The 21,905-nt window shown below is 32.0% G+C and carries 17 protein-coding genes and 3 pseudogenes; 15 read left to right on the top strand and 5 right to left on the bottom strand.

Annotation, left to right across the window (positions count from 1 at the left end; translation table 11 throughout):
* Nucleotides 1–23 precede the first annotated feature (23 nt).
* Nucleotides 24–1,871, top strand: a complete 1,848-nt coding sequence (locus LA20531_RS07405; protein WP_056940263.1) for an LTA synthase family protein — start codon at nt 24–26, stop codon at nt 1,869–1,871.
* Between the two features lie 229 nt (nt 1,872–2,100).
* Here LA20531_RS07405 and tnpC read toward each other — a convergent pair.
* The 3 genes and pseudogenes from tnpC to LA20531_RS07420 form a co-directional block, all read right to left on the bottom strand.
* Nucleotides 2,101–3,079: pseudogene (gene tnpC, locus LA20531_RS12045) on the bottom strand (IS66 family transposase); the annotation flags it as partial.
* The gene (tnpB, locus tag LA20531_RS07415) at nt 3,060–3,386 is read right to left on the bottom strand and encodes an IS66 family insertion sequence element accessory protein TnpB (protein ID WP_056940262.1); all 327 of its coding nucleotides are present in this window, start codon (nt 3,384–3,386) and stop codon (nt 3,060–3,062) included. The pseudogene tnpC and the gene tnpB, both read right to left, overlap by 20 nt.
* Before the next feature lie 386 nt (nt 3,387–3,772).
* A complete protein-coding gene (locus LA20531_RS07420; protein WP_056940261.1) occupies nt 3,773–5,014 on the bottom strand; it encodes an RNA polymerase factor sigma-54 in 1,242 nt (413 codons plus the stop codon).
* Between the two features lie 90 nt (nt 5,015–5,104).
* On the opposite strand from LA20531_RS07420, the gene LA20531_RS07425 reads away from it, so the two are divergent.
* The 8 genes from LA20531_RS07425 to LA20531_RS07465 all read left to right on the top strand — a co-directional run bounded on the left by LA20531_RS07425 (nt 5,105) and on the right by LA20531_RS07465 (nt 13,636).
* On the top strand, nt 5,105–7,651 hold the full coding sequence (locus tag LA20531_RS07425) for a sigma 54-interacting transcriptional regulator (RefSeq protein WP_056940260.1): 2,547 nt from the start codon (nt 5,105–5,107) through the stop codon (nt 7,649–7,651).
* A gap of 135 nt (nt 7,652–7,786) precedes the next feature.
* On the top strand, nt 7,787–8,920 hold the full coding sequence (gene nagA, locus LA20531_RS07430) for an N-acetylglucosamine-6-phosphate deacetylase (protein ID WP_056940259.1): 1,134 nt from the start codon (nt 7,787–7,789) through the stop codon (nt 8,918–8,920).
* A 15-nt stretch (nt 8,921–8,935) separates the two neighbouring features.
* On the top strand, nt 8,936–9,361 hold the full coding sequence (locus LA20531_RS07435; RefSeq protein WP_056940258.1) for a PTS sugar transporter subunit IIA: 426 nt from the start codon (nt 8,936–8,938) through the stop codon (nt 9,359–9,361).
* A 25-nt stretch (nt 9,362–9,386) separates the two neighbouring features.
* The gene (locus tag LA20531_RS07440) at nt 9,387–9,878 is read left to right on the top strand and encodes a PTS sugar transporter subunit IIB (RefSeq protein WP_056940257.1); all 492 of its coding nucleotides are present in this window, start codon (nt 9,387–9,389) and stop codon (nt 9,876–9,878) included.
* Nucleotides 9,879–9,900: 22 nt separating this feature from the next.
* Nucleotides 9,901–10,716: a PTS mannose/fructose/sorbose/N-acetylgalactosamine transporter subunit IIC gene (locus tag LA20531_RS07445; protein ID WP_056940256.1), complete on the top strand. Its 816-nt coding sequence runs from the start codon at nt 9,901–9,903 to the stop codon at nt 10,714–10,716.
* Nucleotides 10,713–11,561, top strand: a complete 849-nt coding sequence (locus LA20531_RS07450; protein WP_056940255.1) for a PTS system mannose/fructose/sorbose family transporter subunit IID — start codon at nt 10,713–10,715, stop codon at nt 11,559–11,561. Before LA20531_RS07445 ends, LA20531_RS07450 begins: the two co-directional genes overlap by 4 nt.
* Nucleotides 11,562–11,583: 22 nt before the next feature.
* Complete coding sequence (locus tag LA20531_RS07455; protein ID WP_056940254.1) at nt 11,584–12,372, top strand: ChbG/HpnK family deacetylase; 789 nt, start codon at nt 11,584–11,586, stop codon at nt 12,370–12,372.
* A gap of 709 nt (nt 12,373–13,081) precedes the next feature.
* Entirely contained in the window at nt 13,082–13,636 is a 555-nt protein-coding gene (locus LA20531_RS07465) for a hypothetical protein (protein ID WP_056940253.1), read from the top strand.
* Nucleotides 13,637–13,669: 33 nt separating this feature from the next.
* Here the strand turns inward: LA20531_RS07465 and LA20531_RS07470 are convergent.
* Both LA20531_RS07470 and LA20531_RS12010 read right to left on the bottom strand, forming a co-directional pair.
* Nucleotides 13,670–14,101: pseudogene (locus LA20531_RS07470) on the bottom strand (transposase); the annotation flags it as partial.
* Nucleotides 14,093–14,260, bottom strand: a pseudogene (locus LA20531_RS12010) (ISL3 family transposase); the annotation flags it as partial. The pseudogenes LA20531_RS07470 and LA20531_RS12010, both read right to left, overlap by 9 nt.
* Nucleotides 14,261–14,579: 319 nt before the next feature.
* On the opposite strand from LA20531_RS12010, the gene LA20531_RS07480 reads away from it, so the two are divergent.
* The 6 genes from LA20531_RS07480 (at nt 14,580) to LA20531_RS07510 (ending at nt 21,580) form a co-directional block, all read left to right on the top strand.
* On the top strand, nt 14,580–15,896 hold the full coding sequence (locus LA20531_RS07480) for a hypothetical protein (RefSeq protein WP_056940251.1): 1,317 nt from the start codon (nt 14,580–14,582) through the stop codon (nt 15,894–15,896).
* Between the two features lie 344 nt (nt 15,897–16,240).
* Nucleotides 16,241–16,438 carry a hypothetical protein gene (locus tag LA20531_RS07485; protein WP_056940250.1) on the top strand — a complete coding sequence of 66 codons (198 nt, stop codon included), beginning with the start codon at nt 16,241–16,243 and terminating at the stop codon, nt 16,436–16,438.
* A gap of 163 nt (nt 16,439–16,601) precedes the next feature.
* Nucleotides 16,602–17,408 (top strand): hypothetical protein, encoded by an 807-nt coding sequence (locus LA20531_RS07490; RefSeq protein WP_056940249.1) that lies wholly within the window; start codon nt 16,602–16,604, stop codon nt 17,406–17,408.
* A 185-nt stretch (nt 17,409–17,593) separates the two neighbouring features.
* A complete protein-coding gene (locus tag LA20531_RS07500; RefSeq protein WP_099202220.1) occupies nt 17,594–18,643 on the top strand; it encodes an IS30 family transposase in 1,050 nt (349 codons plus the stop codon).
* 38 nt (nt 18,644–18,681) lie between these two features.
* Entirely contained in the window at nt 18,682–19,917 is a 1,236-nt protein-coding gene (locus LA20531_RS07505) for an SIR2 family protein (RefSeq protein ID WP_056939861.1), read from the top strand.
* A gap of 37 nt (nt 19,918–19,954) precedes the next feature.
* Nucleotides 19,955–21,580, top strand: coding sequence for an ATP-binding protein (locus tag LA20531_RS07510; RefSeq protein ID WP_168170604.1), 1,626 nt, complete (start codon nt 19,955–19,957; stop codon nt 21,578–21,580).
* Nucleotides 21,581–21,905: the final 325 nt, after the last annotated feature.

Below are 21,905 nucleotides of genomic sequence, written 5' to 3' on the forward strand. Positions count from 1 at the left end.
GTTTAAATAAAGGAAAAATATAGATGGTAGATAAATGTAAATCATTTGTGCATAAGCATTGTACGGATATTATAGTTGTGATTTTGATAGCTATCCTAGTAGAAATTAATACGCTAATTTTAAATTTCCCCATTTTTAGGGTCTATAAGCGCTTTTTTCTTTTAAATCTTTGTTTGTGGTTTCTAATATATAAATTTTTTCAGGCTATCAGTAATAATTATTGGATTTCGCTAACTATAGCAACAAGTTTGAACTTGCTATTTTTATTTGGAACTATACTAAAAATAAAATTTAGAAATGAACCAATATTACCAGCTGATTTAAAGATGTTAGGTAATTTGCCAGCATTGTTAAAGATGGTACCTATTTCAATAGTAGGATTATTTTTAATAATAGTTATTGCTCTTATAATTGTCTGTGTGATTTTAAGTAAGAAAGTAAAAGTACCAAAATTAAATAGATTAGGGCGGACTTTTTGGACACTTGTACCAATTATGATCTTAGGCAGCTCTGTAATATGGAATAGACCTAATACTGTAGGCAATAAGCTAGTTATGAGTCTGATTCAGGATCCAATGTTTTGGGATCAAACTCAAGGTGTTCAGATACATGGACCTGTAATTCAATTTCTCAGTAATGTAGATATGTCAGTTATGAATAAACCTGCTGAATACTCTGAGACAAAAATACAGCATATTACAAACAAATATAAGAGATTAGCTAATGAAATAAATCAAGAACGGAAACATTATATAAAAGATCAAACAATTATTTTCAATCTTAGTGAGAGTTTTGCTAATCCTAAAAGAGTCCCTGATATTTCTTTAAATAGTAATCCTATTCCAACCATTGATAATTTAAAAAGAAAAACTACGTCTGGTTTAATGATGAGTTCAGGTTATGGCGGTGGTACGGCCAATATGGAATATATGACCTTAACAGGTTTAGCAACTTGTAACTTTTCGCCAACTCTAAATTCACCATACAGTCAATTAGTTCCTCATCAAACTTATACTCCGACGATCTTAAATAGTTTTGATTATTCAGTGGCTATTCATCCTTATACCAGTGAGTTTTATAATAGAAAGCTTAATTATAAGAAATTTGGCTTTGATCGATTCTATTCGTTGGATAATAAGAAGTATCAGATCAAGCATAAGAAAACAATCGATAATAATGAATATCAATCTGATGAAACTGCTTATGATAATTTAATGGATGAATTACGTAGACATCGTGGTGGACAGTTTATTAATTTGATCACGATGCAGAATCACTTGCCATATGATCATCTATATAAGAAGAAAGCAGTTACTGCAAAAGTACGTAATCATACTAGTAAACAGGAACTAGAGAACTATGCTACCGGTATTCATTACACAGATAAGGCAGTCGCTAAAGCGATAGATGAAATCAATAATATATCTAGTCCAATTACGTTGGTATTTTATGGTGATCATTTACCAGGTCTTTACAAAAATAATATGAAGAAAGACGGTCTTGCTTTGCATAAGACTGACTACTTTATCTATTCAAACAAAGCAGCTATAAAGCAAGGCGCTAAGCGATTAAAAGAACACACCAAGTATGTGGCACCAAATGATTTCATTGCTATGGTATTGAAGCAAACTAATTCCAAAGTAACTCCATATCAGGCATTATTGACTAAGGTCTGGCAAGAATTACCGACTTTTTCTGTTGATTCAACAGGTACATCTAGCAAACCACAATTTGTTAACCAGAAAGGTAAGATAGTTAAATATTCTTTTTTTACTGCTAAACAAAAGAAATTATGGCACGAGTATTTGCTAGTTCAATATGATTTAACTGCTGGTAAGAATTATGTGAAAAATACTGGAATGATGAAGTGATATCGTAAGATGAATGCATCCCTTTGTGGGATGCTTTTTTTGATATAATTTAAGTGTTGTTAAACTGCAGCTCCAGTAATCTCTGGTTTAGAGGTTTTTGGAGCTTTTTGTGATATGGATTGTAGATTATTCACGAGAAGTATATTAGTAATGTAAGCGTCAAATAACAGAGTGTATTGAAAAAAACGTTCTAGTTTGATTTTCTAGAACGGCTTTCTTCTCATATTCTCTATTTACACATCTTTTGAATCTCTTTTTGCCATGGCAAATAAGCTTCTAGTGCCTCCGAGTTTAAGCTCTCCTCGTTAGGCAGCTTTTGAAGCAGGTAATTTAAATATTTTTCTGGATCTAGTCCATGTCTTTTGGCTGTTTCAATCAAGCTCAAAATGATGCCGCTCGTCTGTGCACCGGCAAAACTTTGCGAGAACAGCCAGTTCTTGCGTCCCATCACCAGCGACTTGACAGCACGTTCGGCCTTGTTATTAGATAGTTCCAAACGGCCATCGAGCAATACATGTTCAAAGGTTTCCTGATGTTTTAAGGCATAATTGATTGCACGGCCGAGTTTGGAGCCGGGTAATACAGAAATCTCCTGCCGCCTGCACCAGTCAAAGAAGTCTTCCATTAGCGGCTTTAACTGTTCCTGTCGGGGTTGATATCGTTCTTCGCTGCTTAAATGTTCCCATTCTTTTTCTAGACGGAACCATTTGCGTGCAGTATTTCCAACCCTGTTTGGCAATTGATTTATCAGAGGCATTTTGCGCTACCGCTTCAAAGAACTTTCTTCTCACATGGGCACAGCAGCCAACTAGGGTAGCTTCAGGTAATCGCTGGTAAGCCTGCCACATGTCGCAATGCAAGAAGCCGGCGTAAGCGCCTAAGAAGTCAAGCGCTACTTGACCGCTGCGATGCGGATTATGATGATAAAGCGTAATGCCATGTTTATCATGCCTGCCGGAAAGGAAAACCCAATAATAGGTTTTAGCTGTTTTGCTTTCTAAGACCCTATAGTAAGTTTCATCGGCATGCAAAACAGGTTGGGTTAACAGTTTTGTTTTAAGCAGGTCATATATTGGCTTAAAGTAGTACTCTGTACTCTTTAGCCCCCAGTTGTTTAAGTGTTGGCGTGAAATATTCAGTCCCATTTTTCGCCAATAGCTTTCCTGGCGATAGTCCGGGACTTTCATTTCATACTTTTGATATAGGTTTGATTGCAAAACCTTTCATTAACCAGTCGACCTGCTCAGAAGAGAGGGCTTGGACCTCGTTTTGATTCTGCGGCCAGCTCATCTTGCCGTTTTCAAAGCGTTTATACAATAGCCAATATCCTTGGCCGTCCCAATACAGGGCTTTAAAATGGTCTTTTCTGCCGCCGCAAAAGAGAAAGACCTGGCCCTGAAAAGGATCAATTTGAAACTGTTCCTTTATTAGGCAAGCCAGCCCATCAATGCCTTTGCGCAGGTCGGTTTTGCCGCAAACAAGATAGACTTGGCCCAAGTCACAAAGATTAATCATGATAAGACCTTTTCCAAAAGTTTATCCATCAATTCGGGATCTATACTACTGTAGAAGTCTAGCTCTAGATCATTCTTCTTTAAACAAAGCAACAGATTATTCCGCGGTGAACGAGACCTTTGGGGTCTTTGCGGCTGTTTGAGCGCTACAATCGGATGTTGTTTTTCGGACATATTATTAACCTCCATTAATTTGATAAATTAATCATAGCCGAAGAAGGTGAAGAGGTTAATACACTCTGTTATTTGACGCTTACGAAGTAGTAACTCTTGGTATTGAATACTATTAATCGATTTAGATTAGTTTGAAGATTATTTGGTTCATAAAAAGTAATATCTTTTGAAAAGAGGACTTTGTCCTCTTCTTTAATTTATTTAGAAAAATTATTATTGTATCCGTTTGAACTGATTAGGAATCGATAATTTTTTACGATATTTTGCTACTGTTCGTCTAGAAATATCTATTTTTTGCGTTTTAAGTTTATTGACTATTTTTTGATCTGATAAAGGGTGTGTTTTATCTTCTGATTCTATGATTTCACTAATAGAATTTAATATACTTCCTTGCGACAAATTGTTTACTGATCGTGAACTAAAAAGTCTTGAAAGCGGAAAAACACCAAATTCACATTGAAAATATTTATCTTTAGTTGTTCTACTTATTGTAGAAATATTAAACTTTGTTTCATTTGCAACTTCTTGCTTTGTTAAAGTATTCAATTTTTTACCATTAGTTTTAAAAAATTGAGCTTGTTTTTTAGCAATTACGTTAGAAATTAATAGTAAAGTTTCTTCTCGTCTATGATAGCTTCTTTCTAAGGATTTGGCTTTATGACGCTGTGACGAGATAAATTTTGCCATTTCTGAGTCATTGGTACTCATTTGAGGAGCATCAAATTCAAATTCAAGCTGATTTTCATTAATTAAACTAACTTGAATCTGGTTACTATTTGTTAATGAGATATATACTTCTGGAATTATAAAGGCAGAAGGTTCATTATCATCTAAATCAATAGAAGGCTTTAACTTTTGAATGAAACTTAATATATGTTTTAATTCAATATTTGAAATATGAGTATTTTTCGTGATTCGTTGGAAATTTCTGTTAGCAATATCTTCAAGATAATTGTTAATAACAAATAAAGTATGAGCTGGAACATTATTAGCATCTTCAATCTGAAGTGTTAAAAACTCTTTTACATTTCTAGCACCGATTCCAGCAGGCCCATTCTTCTGAATATCTTTTAGAGCTATATTTAATAAAGATGGAGGATATTGATTTTGTTCTAATAGTTGCTTGTAATCTGATATAAACCCATGCTCGTTAAGATTCTGGATAAGATAAATAATTGCATCTAGTAAAAGCGGATTTTTTATTTGAAGACTAAACTCGTTAATTAATTTTGTCTTATTTAAATTATTTGATGATTGATTTGGAATCCAATCTAATGTTTGTTCATTGTTAAATTCTTTATTTTTGACGGTTAGATAAGGAATTTCATCGGATGCTTTACTTAATTGGGAAACTAAATTGCCAAAGGATGTGCTTAAGATGCTTAAATCTTTGATCTGATTTTCGTTTATACTTTGTTTCTGAGTAATAGAGATTCTCTGTTTTTGTTTAGCCATAAGTCTCACCTACTTCTATAATAATTATAGGCACTAATTTTAAAATGCAGTGTTTAATTTGCTTAGATAGTGTTTAAAAAGGATACATTTATGGCTGCTATTGATAATTTATATGAAGTACTAAAATCAAATGTTGATCAAGAATTAAATACGGAGGAAATTGCCCGAAAAGTCGGCTTAAGTAGAAGTGTAGTAAGCGGATACTTGGCTCAACTCTATAAAAAGAATTTAGTTACTAAAACTACAGGAAGACCTGTATATTGGAAAGCATTAAAGCCAAGAACACCTTTTTCGGATTTGATTGGTTATGATGATAGTTTGAAATTAAATATCGAAAAAGCGATGCAATCCATTGTATATCCTCCCAATGGCTTTCCCGTTATTATTACGGGTCCAAGTGGTGTAGGGAAGAGCTTCTTAGCTAAGAAAATTTATGAAGAAGCAGTTTTTTTAGGAAAGATAGATAAAGATAGCCCTTTTGTTACTCTCAACACAGCTGATTATGCAAACAATACGGATTTATTGTCGTCTGTATTGTTTGGCTATAAAAAAGGGGCCTTTACTGGAGCCGAAAAGGATATGCCTGGGTTATTAGATAAGGCAAATAATGGCTATCTATTCTTAGATGAAGTTCATCGCCTTTCTAAAACGAATCAAGAAAAACTTTTTTCAGTTTTTGATAATGGTACATTTTATCCACTAGGTGAAGTGAATAAACCACATCACGTTAATATTAGATTGATTTTTGCCACGACAGAAGATATTTCAAATTACTTATTGAAAACTTTTTTACGTCGTATTCCAATGAGAATTGAACTTTCTAGTTATAAAGAGCGTCCATTATATGAACGAATTCAGATTGTACTACATTGTCTTCAAACGGAAGCTCAAAAATCAAATGTTACTTATCTGATTAGTCCAAATAAAATAAGTGAAATTGCTAATCAGGATTATCCTGGAAATATTGGTCAAGTTGCTAATAATATTAAAATGCATTGTTCTAAGGGATTTACAGAAAATGAAGATAAAAAGGAAATACCGCTAGAAAAAGATTTATCAATTGAAAAAGCAATTAAAGTAGATAAAAATTTTGGTATTAATAATTTTAATATTATTAGTGCAAGTGTTTTTGATGAATTAGAACATGCACAGGATAAATTGATTGAAGCTTTGAAGCAAGGAAAAACAATAGATGATTGTCAATTAATTGATTTCAATTACTTGCGAAAAATTAAGGATTTCTCTGATTCTGCAGTAAATAAGGTCTTGGTTCCGCATTTGAAAAATACTATAAATAAGACACTTAAAGAAACCTATGGTGTTAATTTAAGTCTTAATGAAAATATTATTTTTCAATTAAGTTTTGCTTTTAGTTTAGGTAAATTTCAAACAAAACCATTTAAGAATACTGATAAGTTCTTACGCTTAATCAAACACAAATATCCTCGTTCTTTTTATTTGTATACTAAGTTCTTAGAGAAGATAACTCCTAAGCCAACTGATAGTGACTATCTTTGGTTTTTTATAATGTTTGCAAACGTAGCTAAAAAAATTGAAGAAGTAGAATATTCGTGTATCTTATTAGCTCATGGAACATCAACTGCAAATAGTATTCAAAAAGTTGTCAATAATTTAGTTAATAATTATATCTTTGAAGCCTTCGATATGCCAATTGATGCAACAGTTAATGATATCAACAAAAAAGTTAAGGAATATTTGGAGAAACAAAATGCTCATGATAAGGGCATTCTATTGATCTTTGATATGGGCTCTCTTAATCAGATGTTCACTAAGATAAAGAAATCTTCAAACAAACAGTTATTGGTTATTAACAATCTAACGACATCTATTGCTTTAGATATTGCAATGCGAGTGGAAAGAAAAGAGCAATTTAATGAAATAGCAGAAAAAGCTGAAAAATATGGACGATATATGGGGGTTCAATATTATGAAGGGCTATCTAATAAACGCAATATAATCGTTTCTTGCCTATCAGGTGTTGGCTTATCAAGTGCAATTAAAAAAATTATTCAAACTACATTGTCGACTAATAGGCAAATTATTACTATGAATTATCGAAAACTGAGAACAATAGTTGATAATAATAATGAGTCCTTCTTTAAAAATACTGATTTAATAGTTACAACAACAAATTTTAAAACAAAATTGTCGTTGCCAATTATCAATATTTATAATGTTTTAGATAAAGTTGGTTTTAATCAATTAAAATCTGATTTACTTGAAATGGGGGAAGATTCAAAAAATGTTGATAATCTGATGGAAAAGTTTTTGGAATTCTTAACTATTGAAGGCATTAAAGGAAGACTCCAATTTTTGAATCCAAATATTGTTATTAATGAAGTACAAAGTGTAGTACAAAAATATCAAGATTACTACAACGTTGGATTCTCAGGTAAATTAAAACTGAATTTATATATGCATTTATCATTAATGATCGAAAGAGTTTTATTAAATCAGGGTCAGGGACAAAGAACAGATTTTAAGATCAATGATAAACAAAGAGAGTTTTATTCAGTTTCTAAAACTATTTTTAAACCAATTGAAATGAAATATAATATAGACATTACCGAATTTGAAATTTCATTGTTATATGAATTATTAGCAGATTTTATTTAAATAAGAGACTCTTTTAGTGTTTAATAAAAAGTTAAACACTATTTTTTTGTTTCAAATAAATATTGGTATATGGGGATTGGCACACTTTTTGCTTATATATGTGTGAAAGTTGAAAAAACTTGAAGGGAGCAAAAAATGATTGTCTTAAAACATGCTCATATTTATACGGGCGAGAATGAATTTAAAGACGGTTTCATTAGGTTTGATAACAGAATAAAAGATATTGGACCGATGGATGAATTTACACCAGAAATTGATGATGACATTAAAGATATAGCTGGAGCAATAATTGTCCCAGGATTTATCGATGTTCACTGTCATGGTGGCTATAACTATGATGTATGGAATGCTAAACCTCAAGAAATTATTAAATTGGCAAATTTATTAGCAAGTAATGAAGGTGTTACTTCTTGGTTTCCAACAACGATCACACAGAGTTCTAAAAATATTGAACAAGCGATGGTTAATATTAGAAAAGCCCATGACAAAACAAAAATCGTTCAAGGAATTCACTTGGAAGGGCCATATATTTCAAGAGAATTTAAAGGAGCCCAACCGGAGCAATACATTAGAGATCCAGATATTAATGAATTTAAGCGTTGGATTGATGCATCGGGTAAATTAGTAAAACTAATTACCATTGCTCCAGAGCTTTCAGGTGCGAGAGAATTTGAAGATTTTTGTATTTTGAATAATATTGTTCCTTCCGGTGGTCATAGTGATGCAACACGTGAAGAAATGAAAAAATCACATGTTGCTCATATTACCCATTTATACAATGCACAACGAGGAATGAGACACAGAGAACCTGGAGTTGCCGGACATGCATTGCTTGAAGAAAATATTAATACGGAAATAATTGCTGATGGATTTCATGTATGGCCAGATATGATTAAGTTGGCTTATGAACTAAAGGGGCCGCATCATATGGAATTAGTTACTGATGCTATGAGGGCAAAAGGAATGCCTGAAGGAAAATATGATTTAGGTGGACAAACAGTAACTGTTCAAAATGGTCAAGCAAGAATTCCTGCCGGAAATCTTGCAGGATCTGTTTTGAAATTTAACCAAGCTTTTATTAACATCATTAAATTTACTGGATGTTCAGTTAATGATGCAGTTCAGATGGCTTCAGTAAACCAAGCACAAGAATTTGGGCTGGAATCTAAAGGAACACTTGAAATTGGTAAAGATGCAGATATGAATATTCTCGATGGTCAATTGAATCTACTTAATACTTATTCATATGGTCAAAAAATGAAGAAATAAAGAGAAAGTGAGACTATGAAAAAATATTTGATTGCTAGTCATGGAAAATTGGCAGATGGTTTAAAGAGTTCTATTAAGATTTTAACTGGAAAAACAAATATTCAAACTATCGATGCCTACCTAGATGGCTCAGATAACAAAAGCAACCTAGATGAAAATTTAGATAAGTTTTTGGATAGTCTGAACAACGATGATTATGGAATCATTTTTACAGACCTATTAGGTGGAAGTGTAAATCGTGAAGTGATGATGAAAGTAAATGGTGAGTCTAATGTAGTAGTTATCACTTCGGTAAATCTACCAACAGTTATGTCAGTAATTCTTGATACAGAAGAACCAACTGAGAAACATCTTCAAAAACTAATTGATCAATCTCAAGTTCAAATTTCAAAGATGCCTAAGAAAGAAAATGTAATTAGTGATGATGATTTCTTATCATAGCTAAATGTCAAAGGAGGAAAATACAATGATTAAGATGTTGAGAGTTGACGAAAGATTAATTCACGGGCAAGTAGCTGTTGTCTGGTCAAAGGCATTAAGTATAACTCATATCATTGTTGCAAATGATGATGTTGTTAATAATGACTTGCAGGTCACTTCGATGAAAATGGCTGTACCAGATAACATTAAATTTATTGCTAGAAGTGTAAAAGACAGTATCAAAATTTTGAATAATCCTAAAGCTCAAGCTCTGTCAATGATGGTTGTTGTTCGTAACTTTAAAGATGCCGAAGAAATTGCTAAAAATGTTTCAGGAATTGAACAAATTAATGTAGGCAATTATGGCTTGCTGCCAGTTAACCAACATGGCAAACCACAAAAAAAGATTGATGCAACTGTAGAAGTTGATGAAGATGATATGAAGTATATCAAGGAGATTGCTCAATTAGATATTCCATTTGATTCACAATTAACACCTGATTCTCCAAAGAAGAACTTTAAGAAAATCTATGAATAACAGAATGGAGATGTAAGTAATTATGTTAGAAAAAGCGTTGATAGTAGCGATTGCATACTACTTAATTTATTACATTAATCAAAGTATTGGTTTGTGGCAGTTTAATAGACCAATTATCGTTGGACCAATTATAGGATTACTCTTAGGTGATTTGAGAACGGGAATTATTCTTGGTGGTACATTTGAATCGGTATTCTTAGGTGTTATTGCTGTTGGTGGTGCTATTCCTGCTGATGCTTTGGTTGGATCTACAATCGGTACAGCCACAGCTATTTTAACGGGAGCTTCAAATGCAAAAGCTTTGGCGATTGCTGTTCCTGTTGCTGCATTAGCTATTATTACTTTGCAGATTACTTATAGCTACATGGCTTTGTTCCTTCCAAAACTTGATAATTACGCTAAGAAAGGCGACGAAAAAGGTATCACCAGATGGCATATCGGCATGGGTTTTATGACCCCTGCATTAAACACAATTGCTATTTTCTTTGCACTTTACCTTGGTACAGATGCAATTAAGGAATTCTTAGCTGTATTGCCTAAATTTGTTTCTCAAGGATTCATTGCCGCAGGGAAGATGCTACCAGCTGTAGGTTTTGCGATGCTTCTTAATATGTTATTTAAGAAGAAGTACTTTATTTGGTTCTTTGTTGGCTTTGCATTAGTTGTTTACTTGAAATTACCAAACTTAGCTGTTGCTTTGTTTGCCACCGCCATTGCATTTTTGATGTATGATGTTGCTTCAAAATCAATTAGCAAAAATGTTGAAGATACAAGTCAAAGTGGTAAAACATCAAAATCAGAGTCTAAAGAGCAAGAAGAGGAGGACTTCTTATCATGAGTGAGAATGAAACATTAGTTAAGAAAAATAAAAAGTCTGCATTATCACAAGACGACAAGCATATGCTGAAGAGCATGTTCTGGAGATCATGGTTACTCTTTAGTTCATTCACAATGGTTAAAATGCAGGGTTATGGATTTGAATGGTCAATGTTTCCTGCAATCAATAGATTCTATAAGGGTCGTAAAGAAGAACGAAGAAAAGCTATTGTAAGACACTCAAGTTTCTTTAATTGTACTTATGAAACAGCTCCATTTATTATGGGATTATCTGCAGCTATGGAAAAAGAAAACGCAAATAATCCAGACTTTGACCCTGAATCTATTAATGCTTTGAAAGCTTCTCTGATGGGTCCACTTTCAGGAATTGGTGACTCTATTTTCTGGGGAACTTTAAGATTAATTGCTGCTGGTATTGCGATTCCACTTGCAATGCAAGGAAATATTTTAGCCCCATTCCTGTTTCTTTTAATTTATGAAGTTCCATCTATTATTACCCGTTGGCAGATGTTAAAGATTGGTTATACTTCAGGCGAAAAATTTATTACTAAATCATCAAAATCAGGTTTAATTAGTAAGATTACAGATTTAGCTACTGTTATCGGGATGATGATGATTGGCGCAATGACGGCAAGTTCTGTAACAATCAGTACTCCTCTCAAATGGGCTATGAAAGGTGCAACTTTGAATGTACAAAAGATCTTGGATGGCATTATGCCAGGTCTTCTTCCCTTAGTTGTAACCTTAGTTGTATTTGCCTTGATTAGAAAGAGAGTAAAGGCTATTTGGTTGCTGTTTGGTGTAATCGCTGTAGGTATTTTAGGTGCATTGATTGGTATCTTTTAAAGAGAGGAAGAGTGTGTAACATATGACGAAGAAGGTAATAATTAATGCTGACGATTTTGGCATGTCAGAAGCTTATAATTATGGTGTAATAAAAGCTTTAAGAGATGGTGTTGCATCTTCAACAACAATTATGGTTAATCAGCCAGCTGCTGAACATGCGGTGTCATTGCTTAAAGAAGTGCCAGGAACTTATGTGGGTTTGCATGTTAATTTAACTACAGGAAGTCCTGTTTCAGATCCTGATAAAATTCCGTCATTAGTCAAGCCAAATGGTGAATATATTGGTTCAAAAGACTTCAAGACGCATAAGAAACAATTTGTTTATAAAGACTGCTACATTGAGACTAAAGCACAAGTTGAAAGATTTAGAGAGTTATTTGGATATTACCCAACTCATATTGAACCTCACTCAGCAATGGATGATCAATCGAATAAAGCATTGATTGATGTCGCAAAAGAATACGGTCTTCACTATGACGTGGAATATAAAGGAGAATTTGTTCAACCTTCAGCTGATAAATATCTTCAAGTTGAAGAAAAATTGACACCGAAAGTTGGCGAAATTATTAATAGAGGTGCAAGACCTGAAGACTTTTTCAACGATAGTTATGATTTGTTGAAAGACCAAGATGACGGTTTAGTAACTGCTTTACACTTCCACCCAGGCTTTGTAGACGCTTATATTCTTGATCATTCGACTTTAACTTTACCAAGAACTCGTGATTTACAATGTTTGTGTTCTGAAAGTTTGAAAGGGTGGTTGAAAGATCATAATTTTGAAACCATTAATTATGGTGATTTAAAGAAATAAAGCTTAAAAATATATTCCTTTCCCCCTCTCTTTATGAACGAAATTTGAATAATAAGTAACTTAAATAAATAGTGTGTTTTGAACTGAAACCTAAAAATGAGATAGTTTACAACACAGGATTAATAGAGGCTTAATTTCGATATTCTTGCGGAGTTAAGCCTTTTAATCTGCTCTCTTTATCAATTAGTTTTGGCCGAATACATCAAGGCTAATAAGGATACTCTTGATTAAATACAAGCCCAAATGAAAGATACGGTATTGCGCAACGCCATTGCTTGGAGTAACGCTTCGCCTCAAGATGTGAGGCAGCGGTGGGGCGCTGGCGGATTTGTGTGGTTTGTGTGGGGGCGCTGGGTAAATTGAATGCTTGAATTAATTATGTATAATGTATGTTAGGAATCAGCGCTAATGACGTTGGTCAACAAGGCTTCGTGCTAAGTTGATTCAGGTTTTAAGCATCATGCACTTATGTGTGTGATGCTTTTCTCATCTCTATAGGAAGTTAGAGAAAGATGATTGGACGGTGATGGGGATTCTAGTCTTGTTGATGTGAGGCTAGAATTGTTATGTTGCATGAATCGCATAATGTTTATTGGTATAATTTATGTGTTTGTTAAGTCGTAGATGTAGGTGGCTCCGGCAATCTCCTTGGTTGAGGTTGGTGGGGCTTTTTTGGTGTGAATATTCCAAATTAATGTGAATAGAAAATATGAGTATTAAGTATATAAAGTGTGTTGCAAATTACTTTAAAACCGCATTTTTTAAAATTCAGTCGATTACGATTTCGTCGGTATTAATATTTTTAAGTGCATATGTAAGTGGTAATGAATGGGTAAATAAATGGCCACATAAGGCAATGCCTGAATTTCCATATTTTGGCAAATTAAGTATTGCTTTATCTATCATAGTATTGCTTTTTTGGATTGCTTCTACACACTTATTTTCTTTAATGAGATTTTTCGTAGTAAATGAAATAGATACATTTTTAACTTCCTTGTTTATTGTTTCCGCTACAGACATTTGGATTTTAAGTTTCTCAAATAACAAAGTTAAGTCAGCTGTAATAGTAATTACACTTGTGACAGGGATTATAATTTGCTACCGAATTAAAAGAATTTATGATATATCGATTTCAAATGAAGTACTTGAGTCTAACAAAGCATCAAATTCCTTAGTTGATTTACGTGATTTATATAATAAAAGTAATGTTACGCAAAATGAACATGGCGAAACTTTGAGACTGTCAAATCTTTTGTGTAAATAGATCTTTCTCATAGATTGATTTTTTATTCTTTATTTAATCAAAGTAAGATTCTAAGGTGTCCTGAACCTGACCAAAGCCTTTGTGAATTCGGTTGAAGTAGCGGTCATTGTAACTCATTGCTTGAATGCCAATAAAAGTATCAAGCGACTGTTCAATCGGAAACTCTGCTTTAGGCTTAGCCTTGCGCTTAATGACGTTGTTAAAAGATTCAATCATGTTGGTAGAGTAAATTGAAGCTCTGATCTGCTTAGGATAATTATAGAAGACCAGCAGGTCCGGCTCGATGTCTTTCAGGTTTCTTATGACATGATTATAACTTTTGTCCCATTTGGCATAGAAGGCATGCAGTACATCAACAGCAGCTGCTTTATTGGCTTGCTGGTGAATCTGCTTGAATTCGTTCATAATTGCCTCGCGATCCTCCACGCGTACTTTAGCGCAGATATTACGCATGACATGAACCAAGCTGACTGAGCCGCAGTAAGGACATGCAGGCGGGATCAGCACTGCTTGATAGATCTTCTGCTTAATGCCATGCTCAATGCGATAAAAATAATCTTCAAAAATTATGTTAGAGTCTTCAATATCAAGGGAAAATTTAATAGAATTGTTGTAAGAGGACATAGTAATACCTTTGTTTATACATAGAATATTTGGTGGAACGGATTTTTATTGTAGCAGGGGGACTATGTCCTCTTTTTTATGCAATAAAAAACCTGTTAACAGCTTATCATACAGATAAGTCATCAACAGGAAAAATTATAGAGCCATTTTTTCGACTAAGACCTAAAAGTGAGACTCTTTTAGGTCTATATTATTTTGTTCAGTTTGAGATTATGAATAAGAACAGAATATTTCTGAAAGAATACGTGAGTATGCCTGATTTAATATACTAAAAAGCGTGTACAATTAAATTAAAAATAAGTAATAAGGAGTCTAAATTATGGAAGCAAAACCAGATTTTAGAGTTTTAAAGATACCGGATACTACAAATTATTGGTTTGTAAGAGCTAATTCACGCGGTGAATATTATCAAGATTATTACTTAAATGATTTTATTGCTACTGATTCTAATGGTATTAGTATTGAAAATATTGTTGATATACTTGTGACCAATAATAATATTACTGATCCATTATCGATAAAAAATCGTCTTAAGCAATATTTTAATGATCATGATTTAAAATTACTTAATAACAAACTAAACGAGAGAAAAGATTTGACTAAAGATGAAAAAGAAGAACTAAAAACAAAGGAGCTTCGTAAAAGTACTACTCGCTCAACGAGGGTAAATAAATTTGTAAATGAGATAAAATTAGGAGATTTTGTTTTTGTTCCTGCAGATTCTTCAACGAAATTCTTAGTTGGAATTATAATTTCTGATTGCTTAGATAATAATATTGAACATAAAACTAAAGCAAATAAGAATTATCATAAATGTAATTTTTCACTTATCAGAAAAGTAAAATGGATTAAAGAATTGACTTTTGAAGAAATGCCTGATGCATTATCTTGGATCAGATCAGCTCATCAAAGCATATTTGATATTTCCTCATATGCTGATTTGATTAATTCTTGTATTTCCTCTCTATATGAATATAAGGGCCAAATTTTTTACAGATTAAACGTCCATACTAATAAACAAATTCCTATGACTGATTGGTTAGATTATCAACTGCTTATAAATGATATTGTCGGTGATGGCTTAGACGATATATATCAAAAGATAAAGGTACAATCTCCCGGAAATATTAATCTTAGTACTTTGAAAGCACATTGGCGTTGTTTAGCATTGATACCCTTGATACTTTTTGGAAGTACAAAGATACAAATAGGTGATATAACAACGCAAATTCAAAATCCACTTGATTATTTCACTCCAGAAGGAAAGCGTAGTAAAAAATTAGATAATGATTTAAAGCAAGCAAATATAGACGCTAAAATAGCTGAAGCTAAAAAAACAGAAGCTGAGGCTGACAAAATAAAAGCTGAGACTAAGGCAATTGAACAAAGCAATAAAGCAAAAGAACGTAGTCGAGAAATTGAAGATAAGAAAAAAGAAGCAGCTAGATTAAAGGCAAAATCTGACTACTATAAAAATAAGGGACAGGAAAATAGCAAATTAATAGAAAAGCAATTTGGTAGTAAGACAGAACGAACCAAGATAAATAGCTTGCCACATATAGATGAAAAAAAGAAAAAATCTGTAATATCTAAGTTCGATATGGACGATAAAAACATTGGAATAGAGGTTAAATAAAAATAACTAAAGTGGCATGAACTGAGATCTTAAAATTTAATATTTAAAAATGTAGGGTTATAAAGGCTTGATTCCGATATTCTTTTGGAGTTAGACCCTTTTTACGTAAATTTAAGTGTTATAAGGCAGTTGGTCTGTGTTTTTAGAAGTTTATTAATAATGGATGGAAATTACACAGTACTGCTTTACCCATTAAACAAGTAATTGAAACTCCCAGATCTGATCAAAGTAAGGTAAATACTGTTTTTGTATTAAATATAGATTCCTTTAAGGAGTTTAAGAAGGAATTTGCTAAAGCGAATATCGCTGATTCATACTGGGAAGATCCCAATAATTCATCATTCATGAAGTATGCTAATGCATACGTAGCACAGCTCATTGCTCTTTATCAATTGGCTTTGGCCGAATATATCAAGGCTAATAAGGATACTCTTGATGAAATACAAGCGAAAATGAAAGATACGATATTACATAACGCTATTGTGTGGGGTAACACTTCGAATGGGGCGGTGGGGCAAGAAAAATTGAGCGGCGGTGATTGAAACTAAGAAAATAGAAGAGAAGATGAAGGAAGCATCCCTTGGAGGATGCTTTTTTGTTACTTTCATATTGCTGCTACATTTGTGCATATTGGTATAATTTAGATGTTGTGTTTCTAGAACTATTGATTGACTCAGATGTAGATGTATAAGGATAAATAATAAAATGGATAATTCTATGGTGAATTCAATTTGGAAAACTTTAAATACTAAATTAATTAAAATGAATTTTGCTAGTATAGTTTTTTCAATAGATATTATTCTTTGGCTTTTGAATATTAAATCATTAAAGTATTTAATCGATGGAAAAGCTTGGAGTGCTTTGTTAAAGCTAACACCAGAGATAATGATCAAGTTATATAGCTTACCTTTTTTGATAATCGCTTCTGTAATATGGTTAGTTCTAAAATATCTTTCTGAAGACAAAAATGCTGATAAGACTAAGGTAATAACGCCAGGACTAGTTTCTGTAGATGAAGGTCCAAAGATAATATTTAGAAATTACAATAAGGCTTATTTGTTTTTATATAGAAACGTTTGGACAGTCCTAATTTTTTTACTAATCATGGGTAATAATTTCAATGAACTTACTATAAATAGAAATATAATTACCGCTAGTCTAATCATATTAGTTATAAATATAAATAATCTAATTGATAATCTAAAAAAATATACATATGAAATGAAAGCTGATCCTTATCCTGTTAGCTTGGAAGAAGTTTCAGAAATGGGTGAAATAGATGGTACTGAAGTTTTCAAGACTTTAGCACAGAAAAAAGTAGGAGAAAAAGAATATAGAATTTTAAAAAATGTTTTTTATCATAGTAAATATTTTGGCAAGCCGAATGTAATTGAAAACAGATATTTTGTTGTACGTGTAGAACACTCACTAATAAATGTTGTTAATCGATCTAATAATTGGGACGAGATTAGGTTTAGCTATGAGCAATTAATTTCTGACAAAGGAAAATAAAAGTATATTTAAGGGCTGGTATAGTTTATAGGAATAATTAGTTAAAGGAAAATAATGATGAGTGATTATAAAAATATATTCGCCGATTGTAAAATCAAATTGAACACTTTAGAAAAATAAAAAGTCCATTTGGACCTGTTTGATAGAATGTTAATAATCACAAAAACATCTATTGGAGGTCACAAATGGACTCTTTACATTCTATCATGCCTAAGCACCAAAAGGGAAAGCATTTATCATTTGAGCAACGGGTTGTTATTCAAACCCGTATTAAAGACGGTTTCTCTCTTAGGGCTATTGCTCGTGAGCTTGATTGCTCTCCTTCTACTATCAGTTATGAGGTTAAACGTGGTACTGTTTTGCTTTATCATGGTAAGAAAAAACGCTATAAGGCACAACAAGGTGATAAAGCTTACCAAATACATCGTAAGAATTGCGGTCGTAAATCAGATTTCTTAAAGAAATTTGACTTTATCAAATACGTTAATAAGCATTTCTGCGAAGATGGCTGGTCTCTTGATGTATGTGCCAATCGCTGCTTAGCTTTAGGAGAATTTTCTCGTGATCAGGTAGTTTGCACTAGAACCTTGTACAACTATGTAGATCAATGCTTAATGGGTATGAGAAATTCTGATTTGCCAGAAAAGTTAAAGCGCAATACTAAAATACATCGCATTCGTAAAAATAAGAAAAAGCTTGGCCGAAGTATTGAAGAACGTCCCAAGGAGATCAATGATCGTAAGGAATTTGGCCACTGGGAATGCGATTTAGTCTTAGGACATAAAACTAAGGATGATCAAGTACTGCTAACTTTGTCTGAACGAATGAGCCGTGAATTTTTAATCTTGCGTATTCCTGATAAGACAGCCGCCAGTGTGATGACTGCTTTTCAGGCTCTGCGCAAACAGTATAGTGAACATTGGAATGACATCTTTAAGACAATTACAACTGATAATGGATCAGAGTTTGCGGATTTATCCAATCTGGAGACAGTTTCAAAAACCCTGGTTTACTATGCTCATCCATATACTTCTTGTGATAAAGGCACTGTTGAAAGACACAATGGCCTTATTCGCAGATTTATTCCCAAAGGTGATTACATCAATAACTATTCTCTTCAAGATATCATTAATATTGAAACCTGGTGCAATTCACTACCAAGAAAGATCTTGGCATATCATACTCCAGATGAAATCTTTGAGAAAGAATTAGATCATATCTATCAAGCAGTATAAATGTTCAATTTATTATTGCAATTTACGATAAAAATATATTGTTCTTTAATAAGAATAAGCGTTATTTAGAATTAACAGAAAAAGATGAGATAAAGGATTTTTTAAATACTCATATAGCAGAGTATGATTCAGAAATAGATTTGGACAAAACTAGTGTTGAAGACTTACGTAGAGTCTATTCTAATTTCGTTAAAAGCAATGTTACTAATTTTATACCAAATAGAATTGACAATATTGTACTATTTTTAGGTGCGGGAGCATCGGTTGTAAGTGGTAATCCTTCTTACGGAAAGACGATGAAAGATCTAAATAAAAAATGTTTCTCTGCAATAAAAGATAAGAGCTATTGGAAAGGCTGGGATGTAAAAAAGTTAGAAAATATATTACATTTACCACTAAAAGCAGCTCAGGATATTGATCTAGAGAAATTAATATCTTATATGAATTTATATATTAAGTTAAATTTTAAAGAAAAACCAAATCATAATTCTACGTTTTATAGAATTAAAGAGATAAGAGATCAAATTTATGAGACCATCAAAGTTAATGTTAGTTATAACTATGATAATACTAAGATGAATCATATAGCTGTGATTAATGATCTTAATGATAGACTATCACATGAATCCAAATTAAATATTATAACTACTAATTATGATTTAATGGTTGAAGAGGCTGCTGCACTAGATGGATATACAATCTTTGATGGATTTACTTTTGAACGTAATCCTATTTTTGATGCAGATATGTTTAATTGGAATTTAGTAAAATCAGTGCCTAACTTAAATACCAAAGAAAACATTTATAGAAAAAAAGTTATGAATTTGTTGAAAATACATGGCTCAATTGATTGGTTTAGAGGTGATGATCAAAAGATTCATAGAGGGATGGCTAGTGACAAAAAGCCGATAATGATTTTTCCAAGTTCTGATAAATATATGCAAAGTTACGAAGATCCATACTTTGAATTATTTACAGAATTTCAGTCTTTACTTAGACGTTCTAATACTTTATTAATTACTTCTGGTTTTAGTTTTTCAGATAATCACATTGCTCAAATGATAATGGATGCTCTTAGAAATAATGAGTCTCTAAGATGTTTGGTAACGGATTATGATATTGGAAAAATAAAGGATAGGGAGACATATTATAAAGAGAAAGAAAATGATAATTGGAAGAAATTGAGAGAAATGGCAAGTAATACTAAATCTATAGTCTTCTTAAAAGCAACAATGAATGATAAGGAACATGGATTAGATTATTATTTAGGGTAACAATATGAGTCTTATAGATAACTTTTTTCACAATAAATTGAACGATAAAGCTGAAGAAAAAAATAATTTTTATTTAGGTAAGGTTTCTTCTGTATATGGTTCAACTTTTACTTTTCAAACTGAGAATATGGATCTAATTAAGTACAGATTTAATGAGGAAAGTGTATTTATTCCAGGTACTATAAATTATTTTGTATTAGTTGAAAGTGACCAAGGAGTATTTATTGGACAAGTTTATAAATCAGAAATAAAAAATAATGGTTCTGTACATTCGGCGTTACTTAATGAGGCTGTTAATGATATATATCCACAAATTTATGTGAAAATTTTGGGAATATATAATAAGCAGAATTTTAAATTACCTGGATTAAAAAATGTAGATATTGAAGATAAGGTATATATAGCACCTAAACAAGCTACCAAGTTGTTGGTAAAATCTTTGGAATTAGTTAAAGAGGGTAATGGAAACGCTAGAAAAATAATAAAAAATTTTGCTAAAGTCAGACTTAATAATTCTTCAAGCAGTATGTTAAGTATGCAAGCTGATAATCTATTTGATCATCATTTAATGATTGTGGGGGCAACTAATTCTGGAAAATCTACCACGTCGTTGTCGATTTTAGATAGATTGCATTCAGAAAAAGGGAAGATATTGATTATAGATCCTACTGGTGAATATGAAGATTCCTTCGATAAAAATAAAGATAAATTTATTAAAGTTACGTTAGGCAAAGATGTTGCTTTTAATAGTGGAAGTATACATAACAATGAGTGGAAAATGATATTTAAACCTAATCATAATACTCAAGAAGCAACATTATTTGAAGCAATTAAAGAATTAAAATATCAAAGAAATCATACTGGAAAAGACGAATGCTTTGATCCACAAGGAAAAACGATAGAAGAAATAGCAAATATCTTAGATGATATTGATAGTGATAATGTGGATTTTGATGTTTCATTATTGTCAAAGCAGATAGTGAATAGTTCTGTGCAAATAGATAAGTATAAAAAGACGTATGTAAAAAATGGCTTTTCTCTAAGTAGCAATGAATGGTTAATAAAAAGGGTACGTAATGTTTTGAATAATACCAGTTTTAGTGACTTTTTTGATATAAATAAGAATAGGAAAAATATATTTGATGTAATTGATAAAAAGTTTATATCTAGCGATAAAAGCCTATATATAAATGCAAAGTCAGTAGATGTTGCTGATGATTTTGGAAAAATGATGATAAATATAATATGTGGTCATCTTTTGGATGTAGACAAAGATGATATAAAAAATAGACCGTTTGTTTTATTTATTGATGAAGTACATAGATATACTTTCAGTAGTGATGAAAATCAGGATAATTCAAGCTTAGTTAATATAGCTCGTGAGGGAAGAAAACTAGGTATTTTCTTATTTTTAACAACTCAAAGTCCTAAAGACGTTCCAGAAATATTGTTAAATCAAATAGGAACCTTAATAATTCATAGATTAACAGGTTACAAAGATATTGAGACAGTTAAAAATTACCTGAATTTTGATATGATTAATTATCTTCCTAATTTAAATAGAGGTGAAGCAATTATAACTAGTTTGAACTTACTACAAAATTTATATATTAAGTCGATTCCTTCAAATAGAATACAAAAAAACGATACTCCTATTTTGTAAATGAATTAAATAAAAAACATCCTTTTAGGGATGTCGCTTTTATAAATGAAAATGAATATATATTATCTTAGGATCAAAATGTAGAGAAGAAAAAATGCTATGTTATAATGACATTACAATATAGCATAAAATAAGCACAATATAAAAGAGAGACATACTGCCATATATCTCTCAATGTAGTGTAAAAAATGGAGTGCTGTTATTACTGAAAGCTTACTATCTTATTTTGTGATTGAGAGTAAGCTTTTATTTTTTTGACCTGAATAATTTCTTCAGTCGCTTTTTCAATTTGATTACTAACTCAATAAGGGCTGACAATGAACTG

It is taken from the genome of Lactobacillus amylovorus DSM 20531 (assembly GCF_002706375.1).
Classification (GTDB): domain Bacteria; phylum Bacillota; class Bacilli; order Lactobacillales; family Lactobacillaceae; genus Lactobacillus; species Lactobacillus amylovorus.

Coding starts and splice junctions, on each gene's coding strand:
- LA20531_RS07500 (WP_099202220.1), top strand. CDS start 17,594: ATGGACTCTTTACATTCTATCATGCCTAAGCACCAAAAGGGAAAGCAT.
- LA20531_RS07480 (WP_056940251.1), top strand. CDS start 14,580: ATGGAAGCAAAACCAGATTTTAGAGTTTTAAAGATACCGGATACTACA.
- LA20531_RS07490 (WP_056940249.1), top strand. CDS start 16,602: ATGGATAATTCTATGGTGAATTCAATTTGGAAAACTTTAAATACTAAA.
- LA20531_RS07465 (WP_056940253.1), top strand. CDS start 13,082: ATGAGTATTAAGTATATAAAGTGTGTTGCAAATTACTTTAAAACCGCA.
- LA20531_RS07425 (WP_056940260.1), top strand. CDS start 5,105: ATGGCTGCTATTGATAATTTATATGAAGTACTAAAATCAAATGTTGAT.
- nagA (WP_056940259.1), top strand. CDS start 7,787: ATGATTGTCTTAAAACATGCTCATATTTATACGGGCGAGAATGAATTT.
- LA20531_RS07455 (WP_056940254.1), top strand. CDS start 11,584: ATGACGAAGAAGGTAATAATTAATGCTGACGATTTTGGCATGTCAGAA.
- LA20531_RS07440 (WP_056940257.1), top strand. CDS start 9,387: ATGATTAAGATGTTGAGAGTTGACGAAAGATTAATTCACGGGCAAGTA.
- LA20531_RS07405 (WP_056940263.1), top strand. CDS start 24: ATGGTAGATAAATGTAAATCATTTGTGCATAAGCATTGTACGGATATT.
- LA20531_RS07450 (WP_056940255.1), top strand. CDS start 10,713: ATGAGTGAGAATGAAACATTAGTTAAGAAAAATAAAAAGTCTGCATTA.
- LA20531_RS07485 (WP_056940250.1), top strand. CDS start 16,241: ATGAAGTATGCTAATGCATACGTAGCACAGCTCATTGCTCTTTATCAA.
- tnpB (WP_056940262.1), bottom strand. CDS start 3,386: ATGATTAATCTTTGTGACTTGGGCCAAGTCTATCTTGTTTGCGGCAAA.
- LA20531_RS07435 (WP_056940258.1), top strand. CDS start 8,936: ATGAAAAAATATTTGATTGCTAGTCATGGAAAATTGGCAGATGGTTTA.
- LA20531_RS07445 (WP_056940256.1), top strand. CDS start 9,901: ATGTTAGAAAAAGCGTTGATAGTAGCGATTGCATACTACTTAATTTAT.
- LA20531_RS07420 (WP_056940261.1), bottom strand. CDS start 5,014: ATGGCTAAACAAAAACAGAGAATCTCTATTACTCAGAAACAAAGTATA.